Below are 20,789 nucleotides of genomic sequence, written 5' to 3'. Positions count from 1 at the left end.
TGGGCTCGGCTCTACAACCGACCGACCCGCCCTTGTAGAGCCGAGCCTACGCTCGGCTCACGCGCGCAGCGGGGGGTACATCGCAATTTGGCCGAAGAGCAGCCGAGCATGGGCTCGGCTCTACTCTTCCTCTTCCGGCACATCCTGCGGGTTCAACGTCTTGCTTGCCCGCTTCGGCGCGGTGAACGGCGTCGGCGTCGGCACGCCCTGGCCGGCGTTGCCAAACACCATCTTGGCGCCGGCATTCAGACCACCACCAGCAATTTCCAACTCGAAACGCTCGGCATCGCGGCGGCGGATCTGCTCGGCAATCTCCACCGCGTCATCCTCATCCGCACCCAGTTCCACCAGCGCGGCCTGGCCAAACAGCACCGCCGATTCAAACGTCTCGCGGATCTGGAAATCGACACCGGCATGGATCAACCGCAGCGAATGCTCGCGGTCGAACGAGCGCACCATCAGCTTGGCCTGTGGGAACTCGTGCGACACCAGTTCGACGATGCGGTCGGCGGCCTCGGCCTTGTCCACGCACACCGCAATCGCACGTGCGGTGGCCGCGCCCGAAGCATGCAGCACATCCAACCGCGTGCCGTCGCCGTAATAGATCTTGAAACCGAAGCGCGCCGCGCTCTGGATCATCTCCACATCGTTGTCGATGATGGTCACGTCCACGTCGCGCGCCAGCAGCGACTGGCTGGCGACCTGGCCGAAGCGACCGAAGCCGATCAGCAGCACGCTGCCGGACAGGCCGTCGGCCTCGTCCACGCCGTCCATGTTCACCGTCGGCTTCGGCGCGATGCGCTTGTAGACCAGCACCACCAGCGGGGTCAGCGCCATCGACAGCACTACCATGGCGGTGAAGTTGGCATTGATCTCCAGGTTGATCACGCCGGCCGATGCCGCGGCGGAGAACAGCACGAAGGCGAACTCGCCGCCCTGCGCCATCAGCACGCCGCGGTCCAGCGCCTGCGCGTGGTCGCTGCCCATGACGCGCGCGACCACGTAGATGCACAGCGCCTTGGCCGCCATCAACGCCAGCACCAGGCCGAGGATCAGCTGCCAGTTGCCAGCTACCACGCCCAGGTCCAGTGCCATGCCCACGCTGAGGAAGAACAGGCCCAGCAGGATGCCGCGGAACGGTTCGATGTCCGCTTCGATCTGGTGGCGGAAGGTCGATTCGCTCAGCAGCACGCCGGCCAGGAACGCGCCCATCGCCATCGACAGGCCGGACAGCTGCATCAGCAGCGCCGCGCCCAGCACCACCAGCAGCGCGGCGGCGGTCATCACCTCGCGCGCCTTCGATTCGGCCAGTACGCGGAACAACGGGTTGAGCAGGAAGCGGCCGACCAGCACCAGGCCGACGATGGCACCGACGCCGATGGCCACCGACAGCCAGCGCGAACCCTCGCCATCGGCACTGCCCGCGCTCGGCGCCATCCACGCCACCAGCGCCAGCAACGGCACGATCAGCAGGTCTTCGAACAGCAGGATGGAGACGATCTTCTGCCCCGACGGCAGCGTGATGTCACCGCGCTCGGCCAGCAGCTGCATCACCACCGCAGTGGAGGTGAGCACGAAGCCGGTGGCGCCGATGAAGGCCACCTGCCACGGCAGGCCGAACAGCTTGGCGATGCTGGTCAGCACCAGCGCACAGGTGACGATCTGCAGCGTGCCCAGCCCGAAGATCTCCTTACGCAGGCTCCACAGGTGCGAGGGCCGCATTTCCAGGCCGATCACGAACAGGAACATGACCACGCCGAGTTCGGCGGTATGCAGGATGGCCTGCGGGTCGGAGAACCAGCCCAGCCCGAACGGTCCGATCGCCAGGCCAGCGGCGAAGTAGCCCAGCACCGAGCCCAGGCCGGCCCGGCGGAACAAAGGCACCATCACCACCGCCGCGCCCAGCAGGGCGACGACCTTGACCAGCTCGCTGGTCGCTGCTTCTACCGCCATGCGGTGTGTTCCCCAAGATCCAGAATCGGGTTCAACAATAGAGCAATGCCGATGACGGCAATAGCACGCATGTTGCGCCGGATTGTCTTGAAGGTGGAACGATGGTGGGGCCCGCCCCAGCATCATCCCGAAACCATGCACATGCTTGGGTGGGCGCCATGACCTGTAGAGCCGAGCCTACGCTCGGCTGCTCTTCGTGCCGAGGCCAGAAGCAGCCGAGCATGGGCTCGGCTCTACAGTAGATCCACGCCATGCGTGGATGACGCACAGCCGCCGCGCCCCGGTAGATCCACGCCATGCGTGGATGGATCCCCGGCCAGCCTCACCCCCCCCGGCAGAACGCGGCGTAATCGATATACCCCGGGAATGGCACACCCGGCGCACATACCGGGCACTGCGGGTCCGGGCGGATGCCGGTCTCGCGGAAGCGCATGCCCACCGCATCGAAGCGCAGCAGGCGCCCCACCAGCGGCTCGCCAATACCCAGCAGCAGCTTCAGCACCTCGGTGGCCTGCAGCACGCCGGCCAGGCCAGGCAGCACGCCCAGCACACCGGCCTCGGAACAGTTCGGCGCGAACTCCGGCGGCGGTGGCTCCGGGAACAGGCAGCGGTAGCACGGCGCCACGCCACGCTGGCGGCCAGCGTCAAACACGCTTACCTGGCCGTCAAAGCGCTCGATGGCGGCATAGACCAGGGGCTTGGCGTGCTTGATGCAGGCGTCGTTGAGCAGGTAGCGCAGCGGGAAGTTGTCCGAGCCGTCCAGCACCACGTCCACGCCGTCCAGCAATGCATCCACGTTCTCAGAGGTCACCCGCTCCGGCACCGCCTCGACCTCGATGGAGGGATTCAGCGCCAGCAGGCGCTCGCGAGCGGAATCGACCTTGAGCTGGCCGACGCTGGCTTCGGTATGCACGATCTGCCGGTGCAGGTTGCTGCGCTCCACGCGGTCGTGGTCGGCAAAGCGCAGGTGCCCTACCCCGGCGGCGGCCAGATAGAAGCCGGCTGGCGCACCCAGGCCGCCCGCGCCCAGCACCAGCACGCGTGATTGCTGCAGCCGGCGCTGGCCGGCCTCGCCGACCTGTGGCAGCAGCAGATGCCGCGAATAGCGATCAAAGAAATCGCGGTCGGCGGCGCTGGCCAGCGGCTGCACCAAGGGCAGCGACTGCTCGCGCCAGGCCACGGTACCGCCCGTCACGGAAGCGACGTTTGTGTAGCCGGCCTCCAGCAGGAACTGCACGGCATCGGCCGAGCGCTTGCCGCTCTGGCAGATCAGCAGGATCTCCTGGTCGCGCTGCGGCAGATGCGCGGCCGGGTCGGCCTGCAGCTCGCCCTTGGCCACGCCGCGCGCGCCCTCGGCCATGCCGCCGGCCCGTTCGTGCGCCTCGCGCACATCGATCAGCACGGCGCCGTGGGCCAGGCGCTCGCGCGCCTGCGCGGGGGAAAGCTCTTGGATGCTCATGGCCGCATTATCGCGCAGACGCCTTCGCCGCGCCTTGCCCCGAACATGGCACCATGCGGGCGTTGCCCCCTGCATCCCGGAACCGCTGCATGCGTGATGCCACCGAATTCTGGCGTGACCCGCGCATGCCCTTCGTCGAAAGCCGACGGGCGTGCGACAGCCGCGCCTGCCACCGCCCGCACAGCCATGACACCTTCTCGATCGGCGCCGTGGACGCCGGCAGCAGCCTGTTCACCGGTGCTGCGGAAGGACCGCGCCTGCTGCAGCCCGGCAGCCTGGTCGGCGTGCCCGCAGGCCGCGTGCACGCCTGCAACCCCCTGCCCGGCCAGGTCTGGAGCTACCAGATGCTGCATCTGGACGCGCGCTGGATGGCCGAGGTCCGCGCCGAGTATGACGACCTGCCCGAACCCGACTGGCAGCAGGAACCGATCCGGATTTCCAACCATCGCCCGCGCTACCAGCAGTACTGCCAGCTCAACCAGACGCTGTTCTCCGACGATCCGGTCAGCGTCAAGGAAGCTGCCCTGATCGCGTTCGTCGGCGATCTGGATGAACACGATGGTGTAGCCGTGGCTGGCCCGCCTGAAGATGCCGCATTACAGCAGCGGCTGCAGCCGGTGATGGACGTTCTGCGCCAGCGGCTCGAACACACCCCGGCCCTGCAGGAGCTGGCATCGCTGGCAGGCATGAGCCGCTACCAGCTGATCCGCGCCTTCCGGCGTGCCACGGGCCTGACCCCGCACGCCTGGCAGATCGACCAGCGCATCCAGGAGGCCCGGCGGCGGCTGTGCGAAGGGCAGGCACTGGCCGTGGTCGCCCATGCATTGGGGTTCGCCGACCAGAGCCATTTCCAGCGGGTCTTCAAGGCCCACGCCGGTGCGACCCCGGGCCAGTACCGGCGCTGAGCCTGCAATAACGTTCAATACCATCGCGCGGCGCATCCCCACACTGGCGCCCCCGCCAGCCGCCGCCGGACCCGATGGAACAGTTCCTGGTCATCGCCACCGTACATTTTCTCGCCCTGCTCTCACCCGGCCCCGACTTCTTCCTTGTTGCGCGCACTGCGATCACCTCTGGCTGGCGCACCGCCAGTGGCGCCTGCGCAGGCATCGCCCTCGGCAATGGCGTCTTCATCGTGGCCGCCTTCACTGGAATGGCCATGCTGCGCGCAGGTAGCGCAGGGTTCATTGCGGTGCAGTTGGCGGGCTGCGGGTTCCTGCTGTACCTCGGCACGCTGTTCCTGCGCCATGCGGGTTCGACGACGCTGCAGGCATCTGACGCTGCCGCCGGATCGCGAGCGGACGGTGCCCACGGATGGTGGAAGGCGGCAGGGCTGGGCGCCCTGTCTGCGCTGCTGAACCCGAAGAATGCGCTGTTCTACGCAACGTTGGCGGCAATGCTCAACGGCCCGCAGGCCAGCACCGCAACGAAGTTCTTCTATGGCGCGTGGATGTTCGGCATCGTCCTGCTATGGGATCTGCTGGTAGCCGCGCTGGTCGGCCACCCGTGGGTGCTGGGCCGATTCGCACGCGCCCTGCCTTGGCTGGAGCGCGCCGCAGGGCTCCTGATGATTGCGCTGGCGCTATGGATCGTCGTGTCGCTGTGGGTGGGCTGATACCGGCGATTCGCGCCTGTCGCAATAGCGTTCAATACGGCGCGTCCGCACCAGCCCACACTCGGCACTTTCTGTAGGTCGGTGGCAGGTTTACGTGCAGCAGTTCTTCATCGTCGCGGTGCTGTACGGCTTCGCCATGCTCCTGCCTGCTTCCAATCACGCGAAGATCCTGCGCACCGCAATGGGCGCGGGCGGGCACGCCGCCATGGCCGCGTCGTTCGGTATCGCCATCGGTACGGGCGTCATCTGCGCCATGGCTTTCGTTGCAGCGGCCATGCTGGGAAACCGCGGCCTGTGGACGCTGGCGATGCAGTGCACGGGCTGCCTCCTGCTGTTGCGCCTGGCGGGCATGTGCCTGCGCGATGCCGGGCTGACCACCCTCTCTCCGCTTTCCCTGCAGATACCCTGGGGCCTGAGGGCCCGCTCCCGTTGGCCGCACGCCGAGGCTGGATGCCTGTTGGCGCTCGCCAGCACCAGCAACTGGATGCTGCAGTTCGCGGTGGCTGCCCTGCTTTCCGGCCTCGTTGCCGACACTGGCACCAAGGCCGCTTACGTGGCCGGCCTGAGCGGCGTCGCGCTGTCGCTCGGCCTGCTGATGGCATGGCTCGGCAGCCATCTGCGCTGGGCACGGAGGTATTGCCGACTCCTTCCGTGGCTGGAGCATGCCGCAGGCCTGGTGACCGGGGCGGTGTCGGTGGCGTACCTGGCAGGAGCATTGGGTACCACCCTGGTCTGGGCAAGCATCACGGGGCAGGCGCGGCTGCCGGAATCGATGATGGCCGCACCCCGCAGCATCCCATGCGCCTTGCCACATTGCCGCGCACGTCGCGGCGGTCGCCCAGATCGAGATCTGTAGAGCCGAGCCCATGCTCGGCTGACGCACGCAGCGCGCCTCGTCAATCCGCGAAAAGCAGCCGAGCATGGGCTCGGCTCTACAGACCGGTTCGCCGCAACGAAAAAGGCGGCCCTGCGGCCGCCTTCCCGTGAATCACTTGCCCTTGACGTGCTTCATCAAGCGCCGCTTGGCCTTGACCTGCCGCTCGGTGAGGACGTTCTTCTTGCCCTCGTACGGGTTGGTCCCCTCGCGGAAGATGAAGCTCACCGGCGTGCCGATCAGCTTGAAGCGCTTGCGGAAGAAGTTCTCCAGGTAGCGCTTGTACGACTCCTGCAGCTCCTTCAGGCGGGTGCCGTGCACGATGAAGGTCGGCGGGTTGGAACCGGCCGGGTGCACGTAGCGCAGCTTGGAGACATGGCCGCGGATGGTCGGCGGCGGGTTGGTCTCGTAGGCCACTTCCAGCGCCTTGTTCACTTCGCTGGTGGTGAAGGTCTTGTTCGCCGATTCGTGCGCACGATGCACCGCGCGGAACAGCTCGCGCAGGCCCGAGCCGTGCTTGGCCGAGATGCGCACCGATTCGGCCCACGGCACGAAGCCCAGCTTCAGCGACAGCATGGTTTCGGCCTGCTCGCGCTGGTACTCGGTCAGGCCATCCCACTTGTTGATGGCGATCACCAGCGCGCGGCCGGCGTCGAGCACCGCACCGAGCACGGTGGCGTCCTGGTCGGTCACGCCTTCGGTGGCGTCCAGCATCAGCACGGCCACCTGGCACTGTTCGATCGACTGCATGGTCTTGACCACCGAGAACTTCTCGACGACCTCGTCCACGCGCGAACGACGGCGCAGGCCGGCGGTGTCGATCAGGCGGTACTCACGGCCGTCGCGCTCCAGGTCCACCGCGATCGAGTCGCGGGTGGTACCCGGCACGTCGGAGGCGATCATGCGCTCCTCGCCGAGGATGCGATTGACCAGGGTCGACTTGCCCACGTTCGGGCGGCCGACGAAGGCGATGCGGATGCGGTTCGGGTCGTTGTCCAGCTCTTCGCCGCTGCCTTCTTCCGGCAGGCGCTGGATCACTTCGTCCAGCAGGTCGTCCAGGCCCTGGCGATGCGCGGCCGAGACGGTCAGCATCTCGCCGAAGCCGTAACGGGCGAACTCGGAACGCACGCTGTCCTCGTCGGTGCCGTCGATCTTGTTGATCAGCAGCAGCGTCGGGCGCGACAGCTTGCGCAGCCAGGCCAGGATCTCGTCGTCGAGCGCCGAGGTGCCCTCGCGCGCGTCGACGACGAACAGGATCAGGTCGGCTTCGGCCGCGGCCGCACGGGCCTGGCGCGTGGTGGCGCCGGCCAGGCCTTCGTCTTCCCCGGCGATACCGCCGGTATCCACGACGAGGAAATGGTTGTCCTCGTCGAGGCGGCAGACACCGTAGTTGCGGTCGCGGGTGACGCCAGGCTGGTCATGGACCAGCGCGTCACGGGTGCGCGTAAGCGCATTGAAAATAGTCGACTTGCCGACATTCGGCCGTCCAACCAGGGCGACCAGAGGCAGCATCGCGATTACTCCAATTTTTTAGTTTGCCAACCGGAAGGCGGTCAGCTTGCCATCCACGTTCTGCACCAGCAGCACCCCGTCTGCGACGACCGGCTGGGCCAGCAGGGCGTCGCCGCCACTTTGTGCCCGTGCCGCCATCGCACCATCGGAGGCCTGCAACCAGTGCACGTATCCCTTGTAGTCACCGACCACGACGTAGTCGCCGTGCAGTGCCGGGCCGGTCAGGGAGCGACGGGCCAGTGCCGTCTGCGACCACATGGCTGCGCCGCTGGCCTTGTCCAGGCCGAACACGCCGCCCTTGTTGTCGGTCACGAACACATTGCCGGACGATACCGCCACGCCACCTGCGCCGCCATGGTCGCGCGCCCACAGCGGGCGACCGGTCGGGCCTTCGAAGGCCATGGTCTGGTTCTTGAAGCTGCTCACGTACAGGGTGTTGCCGTCGAGCACCGGTGCGCCGTCGACGTCCGCCATGCGCTCCAGCTCGGTGCGGCCTTCGCCGTTGCCGAGGTTCTGTTCCCACAGCGTGCGGCCATCCTGCTGGGCCAGGGCCGCGACCGCGCCCTCGTCCTTGCCGATGAACAGCACGCCCGGGCCGGTCACCACCGGCGCGTTGCCGCGCACGGTCAGCGCCGGCAGCTCGCTCGGGTTGAACCACTTCTGGGTGCCGTTGCCGACATCGAAGGCGGTCACGCGGCCGTCGTTGCTGCGCACGTAGACCATGCCCTGGGCAACGGCCGGCGCGGCGATCACTTCACCCGGAACACGGGCGCGCCACTTCTCGCTGCCGTCGTTGATGTCCAGCGCGATGACCTGGCCATCCAGCGTGCCGATCACGACCAGGTTCTCACCGACACCCGGGCCGCCGGACAAGCGCAGCTTGGCCTTCTTCTTTTCCTTCTTCGGCTCCCAGGTCCAGACCTTCTTGCCGGTCTGCAGGTCGATGGCGTGCACGCCACCGGTGATCGCCGCAGCGAACACGTGGCCGTTGGCCACCGCCGGGCCCTGGCGCACACCGATGCGACGCTCGCCCTTGCCGAGGTTGACCGACCAGATCTTGCTGACCTTCACGGTCGGCTCGAACTTGACCAGCTCAGCCGGTTCCTGTGCCTTCTTCGCCGCCGCGTCCTTGCCGGCGAACCAGCCCTTCATGGTGCCGCAGCCGGTCAGGGCCATGCCCATCAGGAGCACGGTGGCGACGCGGGTGATCATGACCTTCTGACTCATCAAACCGACTCCGCAGGGGCGGCAACGGTGCCGCCGGCGTCCATAACCTTGGTTTCCAGCAAGCGCCGCTGCGGCGCTGCCACGTCCAGCGTCTTCAGCGCCTTCTCGTACTGTACGCGGGCCTCATCGCGCTTGCCCTGCGCCATCAGCGCATCGCCATGGATTTCCAGGCTGCTGCTGTCGGTGGCGCTGCCCAGCAGCTTGATGGCCTCGTCGCTCTTGCCGGTGGCCACCAGCAGGCGGGCCACACGCTGGTCGACCACGCGCTGCAGGTCACCTTCGACCTTCACATTGCGCAGGGTGGCCAGTGCCTCTTCGTTCTTGCCGGCGTCGACCTGGGCCTTGGCCAGCTGCAGCGCCGCGAGGTCGCCGTAGATGCTGGACGGGCCGGCTTCGAGCGCCTTGACCGCCTTGGCGGCGTCGTCAAGCTTGTTCTGCTGTAGGCCCTGCAAGGCCTTCTGGTACTCGACATTGGCCGAGGCCAGCTTGCTGCCCTGATCCTTCTGGTACCACTGCCAGCCGGCAATGGCACCGATGGCGATGACTACGCCACCGAGGATGCTGGCGCCATTCTTCCGCAGCCAGCTGCGGACGCGTTCACTTTGTTCGTGCTCGTCGAGCAGATCGTCGATCGCCATGCGTACTCTCGCCCCGCCCGTCGGGAGGGACCATTGGGTTTAATCGAAGGTGGTGAAACCGCGCCTCAGTGCGAAACCGGGACTACGGAGCCTTCAGAGGATACCTGAAAGCGTGCCACGTTGGCTCGCTGGTAGGGGGTCAGATCGACGATAGCGCCGTTCTGCTGAACCTGGACCGCCGAGGCGTTGCCCAGGGTCACCCGGGTCACCTGGCCCGGCGTGAAGCTGCGGGTCTCGCCGGACTTGATCAGTGCCTTCTCGACGGTGCTGCCGTCCGGGCCGCCGATGTCGACCCAGCTGTCGCCGCTGAACTGCATTTCCAGCGCATTGCCGGCAGCCGGGGCCGGCGCCGGGCGCGGCACCGGGGCCAGCGAGGCGACGTAAGGGGTGGCCGCCGGCTTGCTGGCCGGGGCCGGGGTCGCTTCGGCCGGGGCGGCCGTCTCGCTACCGGCTGCGGACGGCGTGACCGGCACGGCGGCCGGGATCACGTCCAGCGAGGCGGTGCTCGGCGACGGGGTCGCGCTGCCGTCGAAGTGGCCACGGGTGGCGAACCACACCGGCACCGCCAGCACGGCGGTGATGCCGACATACAGCACGCGCCGGCCGAGGTTCTCGGCAATACGGCGCGCACGCGGGGTATGGGTATGGCTGACCAGGGTGGGCGGAACCACCGGGCCGACCTGGGCCTGCTCCAGCAGCTCGCCCACGTCCACGTCGAGCAGGCGCGCATAGCTGCGCAGCTGGCCGCGCACGAATACCGGCGCCCCCAGCTTCTGCCATTGTTCCTCTTCCAGGGACTTGACCACCTGGACCGGCATGCGCAGGCGCGAGCCGACATCTTCGAGGGTCAGTCCGGCCGCTTCACGGGCCTGGCGCAGGCGGGTGCCGCAGCCGGCCGCAGTCTCGAGAGCGCTCACAGTCTGGTCATCAATCACAATGCATCAACCCTGGAGTTAGGAGCCCGCATCCTGCGGAAATTCCTGTCGAATCCGCTGCAGATAGCGATCAGATGCCGCCCGATCGCCCAGCCTCGCTTCGATTTGAGACGCAAGTTGTAACACGGAACGCGTTGCGGGTGCAGCCGCAATCCTACGTTCGGCGAAGGCCCGGGCCTCCATGTAGCGGCCCTGGCGGAAGCTCAGCTGGGCCATCGACTCCAGCGCAACCGGGTTGGCCGGCGCCGCGACGAGTGCCGCGCGCAGGTCGCGCTCGGCACGTTCGAGCTGCCCAGCGTCCAGTGCGCAGCTGCCGGCATTGGCCTGCGCTTCGCCCGGGGTGGCATAACCCGGCGCCTGCAACGCGCGGTCGAACCAGACCAGCGATTCGGCCGGCTGGCCCTGCTGGCACAACCAGGCACCGTAGTTGTTGAGCACGTCTCCGCGCTGCGGCGCCAGCTCGGCGGCCTTGCGGAAATTCTCGCCCGCCTGGCGGGTGCGGCCACGACGGTCATCGATGCCGGCCTGCAGCACCAGCGCGTCGGGCGCCTCGGGCGCCAGCTTCAGCGCTTCGCGCACCTTGCGCTCGGCGGCGTCGAGATTGCCGACCTGCATGTCACGGGTCGCCAGGGTCAACAGGTCGCGCCAGCGCACTTCGCGCCGCACGCTTTCCGGGTCACCCACCGAATAGACCGGTGCCTGGCTCGGCCCGAGCTTGGCCTTGGGATGGGATTTGCAGCCGCCGACCGCAACGGCCAGCACGCCTGCGAACAGAACCAGCCAGAGGCGGTCAGGCCGCGGCATCGCTCCCCTTCCCCGCCTGCAGCGTCTTGTTGAATTCCGCCTGGCGGCGGGTGCGGTCCATTACCTGGCCCTTGAGCTGGCCACAGGCGGCGTCGATGTCGTCGCCACGGGTGCGGCGGACCATGGTCAGCACGTTGCTGTCGAGCAGGATCTTCTGGAAGGCGCGAATGTGCGCTTCTTCCGAACGCTCGTAGCGGGTACCCGGGAACGGGTTGAACGGAATCAGGTTGACCTTGCCCGAATCCTTGGCCTGCACCGCGTTGTCGAACTGGCGCATCAGGCGGGCCAGCTCGCGGGCATGCTCGGGCTTGTCGTTGATGCCCTTCATCAGGGTGTATTCGAAGGTGACCGACTCGCGGCGCTTGTTGGCGCGCAGGTAGCGTGCGCACGAGGCCATCAGCTCGGCGATCGGGTACTTCTTGTTGAGCGGCACCAGCGTCTCGCGCAGCGCGTCGTTCGGCGCATGCAGCGACACCGCCAGCGACACGTCGCTTTCGGCAGACAGGCGGTCGATCTGCGGCACCAGGCCGGAGGTCGACAGGGTCACGCGCTTGTTGGCCAGGCCGTAGCCCAGGTCGTCGCGCATCACGCTCATGGCGCGCACGACGTTGTCGAAATTCATCAGCGGCTCGCCCATGCCCATCATCACCACGTTGGTGAGGCGGCGCATCTGGTGCGGCACGTTGCCCAGGTGGCGTGCGGCAACCCACACCTGGCCGATGATCTCGGCGGTGGTCAGGTTGCGGTTGAAGCCCTGGGTGGCGGTGGAGCAGAACGTGCAGTTCAGGCCGCAACCGACCTGCGAGGACACGCACAGCGTGCCGCGGGTCTTGTCCGGGATGTACACGGTCTCGATGGCGTTCTTGCCATCCACGCCCATCGCCAGCAGCCACTTGTGGGTGCCGTCGGCGGAGGGCTTGTCGAACACGATGTTGGGAACCAGCACCTCGGCATGGGCCTGCAGCTTGGCGCGCAGGACCTTGCCGAGGTCGGTCATTTCATCGAAATCGGTGACGTAGCGATGGTGGATCCACTTCATCACCTGGTGGGCGCGGAACTTCTTCTCGCCGAGAACCTCGACGAAGAACTTCTCCAGGCCCGCGCGATCGAGGTCGAGCAGGTTCTGCTTGCCAGCCGTGGGCGCCGACTTCGGCAGCGGCTGGATGGCGGGGGACTGTACGACCTCGTTCACGGCATTACTCTCAGCGCGAGACGACTTCGGTGGCGGCGAAGAAGTAGGCGATTTCAATCGCGGCATTCTCGACCGAGTCCGAGCCGTGGGCGGCATTGGCATCGATGGATTCGGCGAAGTCGGCGCGGATGGTGCCCGGCGCGGCTTCCTTCGGGTTGGTGGCGCCCAGCAGGTCGCGGTGGGCCAGGACGGCGTTCTCGCCTTCCAGGGCCTGGATCATCACCGGGCCGGAGATCATGAATTCGACCAGCGCGTTGAAGAACGGACGCTCGCGGTGCACGGCGTAGAAGCCTTCGGCTTCACGACGGGACAGCTGCTTGTACTTGGCGGCCACGACCTTCAGGCCGGCCTTCTCGAAGCGGGCGTAGATTTCGCCGATGACGTTCTTGGCAACGGCGTCCGGCTTGATGATCGAAAGGGTGCGCTCCAGCGCCATGGGATGTCTCCAATGGAATCGGGCCGCTGATGGCCCGAAGGGTAACATGAAAAAAACCCGCGTCGGGACGCGGGCTTAGCCTGATAAACGTAGGCGAATTGTAAAAGATAAAGCGGCTGGGTGGTAGAGGGCCTGCGGCCCTCCTGTAGAGCCGAGCCCATGCTCGGCTGACCTTTGGGCCGAAGAGCAGCCGAGCATGGGCTCGGCTCTACAGGTTCAGATCCACCCATTCACCCAGCTGAGCGGATTCTGACCGTCCGAGCCATTTTTGCTGCACTGCAAAATGCCATACGCTACCGTCTGGTCCTAGTATCAAACAATCGTTTGATTAAGGTCCGCCCGCCGATGGCCAAACCCGCCCACTTCTCGACCAAAGACCGGATCCTCGGCGCGGCCGAGGAGCTGTTCGCACAGCACGGCTTCGCCGGCACTTCGCTGCGCCAGGTGACCAGCCAGGCCGACGTCAACATCGCAGCGGTCAACTACCACTTCGGCTCCAAGGAAAACCTGGTCAACGAGGTGTTCCGCCGCCGCATGGATGAGATGACCGGCGCCCGCCTGTCGCAGCTCGAACGTGCCCGCAGCGAACACCCCGGGCAGCTGCGCCCGGTACTGGCCGCCTTCGTCGAGCCGGCCCTGGCGCTGGCCCAGGACCGCCAGAACGGCGGCGCCTTCGTGCGCGTGATCGCCCGCGCCTACGCCGAGAAGAACGACAACCTGCGCAAGTTCCTGTCCGACCACTACGGCCACGTGCTGCGTGCGTTCGGCAAGGCCATCGGCGAGTGCGTGCCGGACCTGAGCAAGGAAGAGCTGTACTGGCGCCTGGACTTTCTTGCCGGCTCGCTCACCTATGCCATGGCCGACTTCGGGCTGATCAAGCGTCCCGCCGGTGTCACCGAAGCGGCGCATCGTGCCCATGCCGCCCACGAACTGATCCATTTCGCCGAAGCCGGGTTCCGCGCCGCCGCACGCGCCAGCGCCCTGCCCGCTTCCGTTTGATTCCACCCAGTAACTGCTGACCAACAAAGGCCCTACACCATGTCCAATTCCCTGCTAGTCCGCCGCGCCGCCGTGCTGGGTGCCGGCGTCATGGGTGCCCAGATCGCCGCCCACCTCACCAACGCTGGCGTCGACACCGTGCTGTTCGACCTGCCCGCCAAGGAAGGTCCGGCCGATGGCATCGTGCTGAAGGCGATCGCCAACCTGGGCAAGCTGAGCCCGGCGCCGCTGGCCAGCAAGTCGCTGGCCGAAGCCATCACCCCGGCCAACTACGAGTCCGGCCTGGAGCAGCTGAAGGACTGCGACCTGATCATCGAGGCCATCGCCGAGCGCATGGACTGGAAGCAGGACCTGTACAAGAAGATCGCCCCGTTCGTGGCTGACCACGCGGTGCTGGCTTCCAACACCTCGGGCCTGGGCATCAACAAGCTGGCCGACGTGCTGCCCGAGCAGCTGCGCCACCGCTTCTGCGGCGTGCACTTCTTCAATCCGCCGCGCTACATGCACCTGGCCGAGCTGATCCCGGCCACCACCACCGATGCCGCCGTGCTGGAAGGCTTGGAAGCTTTCCTGGTCACCACCCTGGGCAAGGGCGTGGTGTACGCCAAGGACACCCCGAACTTCATCGGCAACCGCATCGGCGTGTTCTCGATCCTGTCGACCATCCACCACACCCAGCAGTTCGGCCTGGGCTTCGACGAAGTGGACGGCCTGACCGGCCCGCTGGTCGGCCGCCCGAAGTCGGCCACCTACCGCACCTCCGACGTGGTCGGCCTGGACACCATGGCGCACGTCATCAAGACCATGGGCGACACTCTGCCGAATGACCCGTGGCATGAATTCTTCAAGTCGCCGAAGTGGCTGGACGCGCTGATTGCCAAGGGCGCGCTGGGCCAGAAGACCGGCGCCGGCATCTTCCGCAAGGTCGGCAAGGACATCGTCGTGCTGGACCTGGAGAAGCAGGACTACCGCCCGGCCGACCGTACCGCCGCTCCGGAAGTGGTCGAGATCCTGAAGATCAAGAACCCGGCCGAGAAGTTCGCCAAGCTGCGCGAGAGCCAGCACCCACAGGCGCAGTTCCTGTGGGCGACCTTCCGCGACCTGTTCCACTACAGCGCCTACCACCTGGCCGACATCGCCGAGACCGCGCGCGACGTCGACCTGGCCATCCGCTGGGGCTACGGCTGGTCGCTGGGCCCGTTCGAAACCTGGCAGGCCGCCGGCTGGAAGCAGGTCGCGCAGTGGATCGCCGATGACATCGTGGCCGGCAAGAGCATGAGCAACGCGCCGCTGCCGGACTGGGTGTTCGATGGCCGCGATGGCGTGCACGCTGCCGAGGGCAGCTACAGCCCGTCGCGCAACGCCAAGCTGCCGCGTTCGTCGCTGCCGGTGTACCAGCGCCAGCGCTTCCCGGATCCGCTGCTGGGCGAGAAGTTCGCGCCGGGCGAAACCGTGTTCGAGAACGACGGCCTGCGCATGTGGCACGACGGTGATGGCATCGCCGTGGTCAGCTTCAAGACCAAGATGAACACCGTGTCCGACCAGGTGCTGGATGGCCTGCAGGAATGCGTCAGCCGCGCCGAGAAGGACTTCCAGGGCCTGGTGATCTGGCAGCAGAAGGAACCCTTCTCCGCCGGTGCCGACCTGGCCGGTGCACTGGGCCTGCTGCAGGCCGGCAAGGTCGACCAGTTCGAGGAAATGGTCGCCAACTTCCAGCGCACCAGCCAGCGCATCAAGTACTCGCTGGTGCCGGTGGTGGCCGCCGTGCGTGGCCTGGCCTTGGGTGGCGGCTGCGAGTTCCAGATGCACAGCGCCAAGACCGTGGCCTTCCTGGAAAGCTACATCGGCCTGGTCGAGGCCGGCGTCGGCCTGCTGCCGGCGGGTGGTGGCCTGAAGGAACTGGCCGTGCGCGCCTCGCAGGCCGCAGGCCCGGGCGGTGACGTGTTCGCCGAACTGAAGAAGACCTTCGAGACCGTGGCGATGGCCAAGGTGTCCAACTCGGCGGTCAACGCCAAGGAACTGGGCCTGCTGCGCAGCACCGACAAGGTGGTATTCAACAGCTACGAGGCCCTGCACATCGCCAAGGCCGAAGCACGCGCCCTGGCCGAAGCCGGCTACCGTCCGCCGCTGCCGGCACGCCGCATCCAGGTGGCCGGTGACGTGGGTATCGCCACCTTCAAGATGATGCTGGTCAACATGCTGGAAGGCCGTTTCATCAGCCCGTACGACTACGAGATCGCCGAGCGCATCGCCACCGTGCTGTGCGGCGGCAAGGTCGACCGCGGCACCCTGGTCGACGAAGAGTGGCTGCTGACCCTGGAGCGCAAGCACTTCGTCGAACTGGCCCAGCAGGAAAAGACCCAGGCCCGCATCGCGCACATGCTAAAGACCGGCAAGCCGCTGCGGAACTGATTGATGGCGGGTGCCGGCCACGGGTCGGCATCCCTCTGCCTCTGGTGGGTGCCGACCGTTGGTCGGTACTCCGGCTAAAAAATTCAAGAGATCACTGCAATGACCAAGCAAATCCAGGACGCCTACATCGTCGCCGCCACCCGTACCCCGGTTGGCAAGGCGCCCAAGGGCATGTTCCGCAACACCCGCCCCGACGACATGCTTGCGCACGTGCTGCGCAGCGTCGTCGCCCAGGCCCCGGGCGTGGACGTCAACCGCATCGATGACGCCATCATCGGCTGCGCCATGCCGGAAGCCGAGCAGGGCATGAACGTGGCACGCATCGGCGTGCTGCTGGCCGGACTGCCGAACACCATCGCCGCACAGACCGTGAACCGCTTCTGCTCCTCTGGCCTGCAGGCCGTGGCGCAGGCCGCCGACGCGATCCGCCTGGGCAACGCCGACCTGATGCTGGCCGGCGGCACCGAGTCGATGTCGATGGTGCCGATGATGGGCAACAAGATCGCCATGGCACCGAGCGTGTTCGACAACGACCACGTCGCCATCGCCTACGGCATGGGCATCACCGCCGAGAAGGTGGCCGAAGAGTGGAAGATCTCGCGCGAAGACCAGGACGCGTTCGCCCTGGCCTCGCACCAGAAGGCCATGGCCGCGATCCAGAACGGCGAGTTCAAGGACGAAATCAGCCCGTACGAGATCGTCTCGCACCTGCCGGACCTGGCCGATGGCCAGCGCATCATCACCCGCAACAAGATCGCCGACACCGACGAAGGCCCGCGCCCGGATTCCTCCGCTGAAGGCCTGACCAAGCTGCGCCCGGTGTTCCGCAACGGCCAGTTCGGCGGCACCGTCACCGCCGGCAATTCGTCGCAGATGAGCGATGGCGCCGGTGCCGTGCTGCTGGCCTCGGAGCAGGCGATCAAGGACTACGGCCTGACCCCGCTGGCCCGTTTCGTCAGCTTCTCGGTGGCCGGCGTGCGCCCGGAAGTGATGGGCATCGGCCCGATCGCCGCGATCCCGAAGGCCCTGAAGCAGGCCGGCCTGACCCAGGACCAGCTGGACTGGATTGAACTGAACGAAGCCTTCGCCGCGCAGTCGCTGGCAGTGATCCGCGATTGCGGCCTGGACCCGAGCAAGGTCAACCCGCTGGGCGGCGCGATCGCCTTGGGCCATCCGCTGGGCGCGACCGGCGCGATCCGTACCGCGACCCTGCTGCACGGCCTGCGTCGTCGCCAGCAGAAGTACGGCATGGTGACGATGTGCATCGGCACCGGCATGGGCGCGGCGGGTATTTTCGAGGCGCTGTAAGGTTCAAAGCGTTGCCGGCTGATTGTTGGTTGGCTGTGGGGCCCGGGTGGGTGAGGCTGCCCGGGACACGCCGTAGACCCGTCCCTGAGGGCTTGGCAGCGGCATCCATGCCGCTGACAGTCCCGGTCAGCCTCACCCACCCGCGCCACCCGGCATTCCGCTCGGCGGAAGGGTGAGCAAAGGCAAGGCAAGAGCCGGGGTCAGAGCCTTTGCTGCGCAAGGGGATCTGACCCCAACAAGCAAAAAAGGCAGCCATTGGCTGCCTTTTTTGCTTGTTGCTCTCGCCTTTGATTCCGCCCTTCCCGTCCGCGCCGCACGGAAACTGTCGACAGGGGGCGGATGGCCCTCTCCAAAACCGTTGGCGCCATGGGCCCGAGGCATGCCTCGGGCGGGTTGGGCAGGACGCCCAACCCCGGTCTTGCCGTGTGCGCAGGACAGCGCACACGAGCAAGGCGCCATCGAGCCCCCATGGGTGAGGGCGCTTTGCTTGCGAAGCACTGCTTCGCAAGCGCCCGAACGCACAGCCGCCAGCGGCTGCGCCGGTCTGGGGGTTTACGGCGTGTCCTGCAAAGGCCCACCCGTCCCGCCCATCACGTATCGATCAAGGCGCTGCACGGAGCGCTTGATAGAACCCTTATTCCGCCAGCATCGCCGCCAGCTTCTCCCGCGCGGGGCCGGCCAGCTTCGGGTTGTCCAGCGCGAAGCGGATCGTCGCCTCCACCAGCCCCAAGTGCGTGCCGCAGTCGAAGCGGGTGCCCTCGAAACGATAGGCATCGACTTCTTCGGTCTTCAGCAGCTCGGCAATCGCATCGGTCAGCTGGATCTCGCCACCGGCACCAGTCTGGGTCTGTTCCAGTAGTTCGAAGATCTTCGGGCTCAGCACGTAGCGGCCGACCACCGCCAGGTCACTCGGCGCGTCCTCCGGCTTCGGCTTCTCGACGATCTGCGAAATGCGACCCTTGCGGCCATCGAACGCCTCAGTGGCGACGATGCCGTAGCTGGCGGTCTTTTCGTGCGGGACGTCTTCGACCGCGATCACGCTGGCACCGCTGGCTTCATTGAGGTCGGCCATCTGCTTCAGCGCACCGGCACCGCGGTTCCAGATCAGATCGTCGGGCAGCAGCACCGCGAACGGCTCGTCACCGATCACAGCCTTGGCACACAGTACTGCGTGCCCGAGGCCCAGCGCCTCGGCCTGGGTCACGAAGATCGCGCGCACGCCATTGGGCAGCACATGCCGGATCAGCTCCAGCTGCTCCTGCTTGCCGGCGCGCTCGAGCTTCTGCTCCAGTTCGTAGGCCTTGTCGAAATAATCGGCGACCGCGTGCTTGTAGCGGTTGGTGATGAACACCAGCGTGTCGCAGCCGGCTTCGATGGCTTCATCAACGGCGTACTGGATCAGCGGCCGATCAATGATCGGCAGCATCTCCTTCGGCACAGTCTTGGTTGCTGGCAAAAAACGCGTTCCCAGCCCTGCCACCGGGAAAACTGCCTTGCGAATTCGCTTGCTCATTGGTGCCTGTTCGCCTCACGTGCCGGAAAGGGCACGACTTTAGCGGATGAAATGTAAGCATCCTGTTCGATTGGCGAGAATTCCGGCATCGTCGCAAACAGAATTTCCTGGATGCTGGCAGTGTCGTAGCTGGCAATCGCCTCACGCAGGCGCGGAACATTGCCCAGCACCAGGTCGCGCGAGAACGTACGCACGCCGGCCTCGAGAATCTTCGGGTGCGCGGTCGAACGGTAGTCTTCGTCCGAATAGAACAGGGTCTCGTGCAGCTTCTCGCCCGGGCGCAGACCGGTATAGATGATCTGGATGTCCTTGTACGGCTGCTTGCCGGTCAGGCGGATCATCTGTTCGGCCAGCACGCGGATCGGCACCGGCTCGCCCATGTCCAGAGTGTAGATCGCACCATGCGACGCCGACGCGGCCGCCTGCAGGATCAGCTGGCAGGCCTCGGGGATGGTCATGAAGTAACGGCTGACTTCCGGGTCGGTGACCGTGACCGGACCACCGCGCAGGATCTGCTCGCGGAACAGCGGCACCACGCTGCCGGCCGACGCCAGCACGTTGCCGAAGCGCACCGTGACGAAACGGGTGTGCGTGGACTTCTGGTCCAGGCTCTGGCAGATCATCTCGGCGTAGCGCTTGCTCGCACCCAGCGCATTGACCGGATCGACCGCCTTGTCCGTGGAAATGAACACGAAATGCTCCACGCGGGCTTCCAGGCACGCGCGGGCGACGTTCTCGGTCGCCAGGATGTTGTTGCGCACCGCTTCGCGCAGCTGGCGCTCCAGCACGGGCACGTGCTTGTAGGCGGCGGCATGGAAGGCGGTATCGACCGGGTGCAGCGACAGCGCGTGGCGGATCACCGCCGGGTCACCGCAGTCGCCCAGCACCGCCTCGATCTCGACATCGGGGAAGCTGCGCCGCAGCTCGCCTTCGATGGTCAGCAGCAGCAGCTCGCTGATCTCCAGCAGGATGATGCGACCTGCACCGTGCCGCGCGCACTGGCGACAAAGCTCCGAGCCGATCGAACCACCGGCGCCGGTGACCATCACAGTGCGCCCACCCAACCAGCCGCGGATCAGGTTCCAGTCCGGCATGATCGGCTTGCGGCCCAGCAGGTCTTCGATCGCCACTTCCTTCAGCTGGCCTGGCAGCGACTGGCCCTGCAGGATGTCGCTGAGCTTGGGCACGGTACGGAACGGAACGCCGGTGCTTTCGCAGATCGCGACAACGCGCTGCATGCCTGCGGCGTCCAGTGACGGCATGGCAATGACCAGCAGCTTGGCAGCGGTCTCGCGGACCACCGTCGGGGCGTCATCCAGGGTGCCGAGGATCGGCAGGCCCTGCAGCTTGGCACCCCGAAGGTGCGGTGCATCGTCGAGCAGGCCGACCGGCTCGAAGTTGCCGGAACGACGCAGGTCGCGCACCAGTGTTTCCGCCGCCTGGCCGGCACCGAGGATCAGCACGCGGCGGGCGCTGGAATCGGACTGCAGTGCCTGGTAATCCTTCCAGGCCCGGTACAGCAGGCGCGGTGCGCCCAGCAGGGCCGACAGCGCGAACGGGTAGATCACCAGCACCGACATCGGCACGCCGTCGAAGCGCTTCCACATCAGCACCAGAACGATGGCGACCATGCCGATGAAGCTGGCCTTGAAGATGTTCAGCAGGTCGCTGACGCTGGCGAACCGCCACAGCCCGCGATACAGGCCCACGCGCCAGAACACCAGGCCCTGCAGCAGCAGGACCAGGGTGGTATCGACGTTCCACAGGGGCAGCGCCGGAGCGTTGGGCAGGATCGAGTAACGCCCTGCATGGAGCAACTGCCAGCATGCCCAGACCATGAAGAGGTCGTGGCAGACGATGGCCGAACGCGGCATCAGGCCGAGGATTCTGTCCCGCCAGGGTGAAGCCATAA

At 66.7% G+C, this 20,789-nt stretch carries 17 protein-coding genes; 6 read left to right on the top strand and 11 right to left on the bottom strand.

What is annotated here, in order from left to right:
* Positions 1-120 precede the first annotated feature (120 nt).
* Positions 121-1,953, bottom strand: a complete 1,833-nt coding sequence (locus AC5P5V_RS11070) for a monovalent cation:proton antiporter-2 (CPA2) family protein (protein ID WP_495215881.1) — start codon at positions 1,951-1,953, stop codon at positions 121-123.
* Positions 1,954-2,275: 322 nt separating this feature from the next.
* On the bottom strand, positions 2,276-3,412 hold the full coding sequence (gene moeB, locus AC5P5V_RS11065) for a molybdopterin-synthase adenylyltransferase MoeB (protein WP_231352681.1): 1,137 nt from the start codon (positions 3,410-3,412) through the stop codon (positions 2,276-2,278).
* Positions 3,413-3,501: 89 nt separating this feature from the next.
* Here moeB and AC5P5V_RS11060 point away from each other — a divergent pair, with 89 nt between their 5' ends.
* The 3 genes from AC5P5V_RS11060 to AC5P5V_RS11050 all read left to right on the top strand — a co-directional run bounded on the left by AC5P5V_RS11060 (position 3,502) and on the right by AC5P5V_RS11050 (position 5,883).
* On the top strand, positions 3,502-4,317 hold the full coding sequence (locus AC5P5V_RS11060) for an AraC family transcriptional regulator (protein ID WP_134968434.1): 816 nt from the start codon (positions 3,502-3,504) through the stop codon (positions 4,315-4,317).
* 74 nt (positions 4,318-4,391) lie between these two features.
* Positions 4,392-5,027, top strand: coding sequence for a LysE family translocator (locus AC5P5V_RS11055; RefSeq protein ID WP_100448379.1), 636 nt, complete (start codon positions 4,392-4,394; stop codon positions 5,025-5,027).
* Between the two features lie 94 nt (positions 5,028-5,121).
* The gene (locus AC5P5V_RS11050) at positions 5,122-5,883 is read left to right on the top strand and encodes a lysine transporter LysE (RefSeq protein WP_134968433.1); all 762 of its coding nucleotides are present in this window, start codon (positions 5,122-5,124) and stop codon (positions 5,881-5,883) included.
* Between the two features lie 132 nt (positions 5,884-6,015).
* Here the strand turns inward: AC5P5V_RS11050 and der are convergent, their stop codons facing one another.
* The 7 genes from der to ndk form a co-directional block, all read right to left on the bottom strand.
* A complete protein-coding gene (gene der / locus AC5P5V_RS11045) occupies positions 6,016-7,413 on the bottom strand; it encodes a ribosome biogenesis GTPase Der (RefSeq protein WP_005413118.1) in 1,398 nt (465 codons plus the stop codon).
* 18 nt (positions 7,414-7,431) lie between these two features.
* The gene (gene bamB / locus AC5P5V_RS11040; protein ID WP_231352680.1) at positions 7,432-8,640 is read right to left on the bottom strand and encodes an outer membrane protein assembly factor BamB; all 1,209 of its coding nucleotides are present in this window, start codon (positions 8,638-8,640) and stop codon (positions 7,432-7,434) included.
* Positions 8,640-9,278: a YfgM family protein gene (locus AC5P5V_RS11035; protein WP_061477900.1), complete on the bottom strand. Its 639-nt coding sequence runs from the start codon at positions 9,276-9,278 to the stop codon at positions 8,640-8,642. Before AC5P5V_RS11035 ends, bamB begins: the two co-directional genes overlap by 1 nt.
* Before the next feature lie 65 nt (positions 9,279-9,343).
* Positions 9,344-10,213, bottom strand: a complete 870-nt coding sequence (locus tag AC5P5V_RS11030) for a RodZ domain-containing protein (RefSeq protein ID WP_061477901.1) — start codon at positions 10,211-10,213, stop codon at positions 9,344-9,346.
* 18 nt (positions 10,214-10,231) lie between these two features.
* The gene (pilW, locus tag AC5P5V_RS11025) at positions 10,232-11,017 is read right to left on the bottom strand and encodes a type IV pilus biogenesis/stability protein PilW (protein ID WP_134968398.1); all 786 of its coding nucleotides are present in this window, start codon (positions 11,015-11,017) and stop codon (positions 10,232-10,234) included.
* A complete protein-coding gene (rlmN, locus tag AC5P5V_RS11020; protein WP_005409296.1) occupies positions 11,004-12,209 on the bottom strand; it encodes a dual-specificity RNA methyltransferase RlmN in 1,206 nt (401 codons plus the stop codon). Before rlmN ends, pilW begins: the two co-directional genes overlap by 14 nt.
* 10 nt (positions 12,210-12,219) lie before the next feature.
* Positions 12,220-12,645 (bottom strand): nucleoside-diphosphate kinase, encoded by a 426-nt coding sequence (ndk, locus tag AC5P5V_RS11015; protein WP_005409295.1) that lies wholly within the window; start codon positions 12,643-12,645, stop codon positions 12,220-12,222.
* Positions 12,646-12,990: 345 nt separating this feature from the next.
* Here ndk and AC5P5V_RS11010 point away from each other — a divergent pair, with 345 nt between their 5' ends.
* The 3 genes from AC5P5V_RS11010 to AC5P5V_RS11000 all read left to right on the top strand — a co-directional run bounded on the left by AC5P5V_RS11010 (position 12,991) and on the right by AC5P5V_RS11000 (position 17,364).
* Positions 12,991-13,644, top strand: a complete 654-nt coding sequence (locus AC5P5V_RS11010; protein ID WP_134968397.1) for a TetR/AcrR family transcriptional regulator — start codon at positions 12,991-12,993, stop codon at positions 13,642-13,644.
* Positions 13,645-13,683: 39 nt separating this feature from the next.
* Positions 13,684-16,056, top strand: a complete 2,373-nt coding sequence (locus AC5P5V_RS11005) for a 3-hydroxyacyl-CoA dehydrogenase/enoyl-CoA hydratase family protein (protein ID WP_088496169.1) — start codon at positions 13,684-13,686, stop codon at positions 16,054-16,056.
* A 99-nt stretch (positions 16,057-16,155) separates the two neighbouring features.
* Complete coding sequence (locus AC5P5V_RS11000; RefSeq protein WP_134968396.1) at positions 16,156-17,364, top strand: acetyl-CoA C-acyltransferase; 1,209 nt, start codon at positions 16,156-16,158, stop codon at positions 17,362-17,364.
* A 634-nt stretch (positions 17,365-17,998) separates the two neighbouring features.
* Here AC5P5V_RS11000 and galU read toward each other — a convergent pair.
* Together galU and AC5P5V_RS10990 are read right to left on the bottom strand one after the other, a co-directional pair.
* Complete coding sequence (gene galU, locus AC5P5V_RS10995) at positions 17,999-18,877, bottom strand: UTP--glucose-1-phosphate uridylyltransferase GalU (RefSeq protein ID WP_032954121.1); 879 nt, start codon at positions 18,875-18,877, stop codon at positions 17,999-18,001.
* Positions 18,874-20,787 carry a polysaccharide biosynthesis protein gene (locus AC5P5V_RS10990; protein ID WP_032954120.1) on the bottom strand — a complete coding sequence of 638 codons (1,914 nt, stop codon included), beginning with the start codon at positions 20,785-20,787 and terminating at the stop codon, positions 18,874-18,876. Before AC5P5V_RS10990 ends, galU begins: the two co-directional genes overlap by 4 nt.
* Between the last annotated feature and the right edge of the window lie 2 nt (positions 20,788-20,789).

Source organism: Stenotrophomonas sp. YJH_SMC_130 (assembly GCF_059369035.1).
The sequence above is the reverse complement of the archived record's forward strand: the minus strand, read 5'-3'. Positions and strand labels throughout refer to the sequence as shown.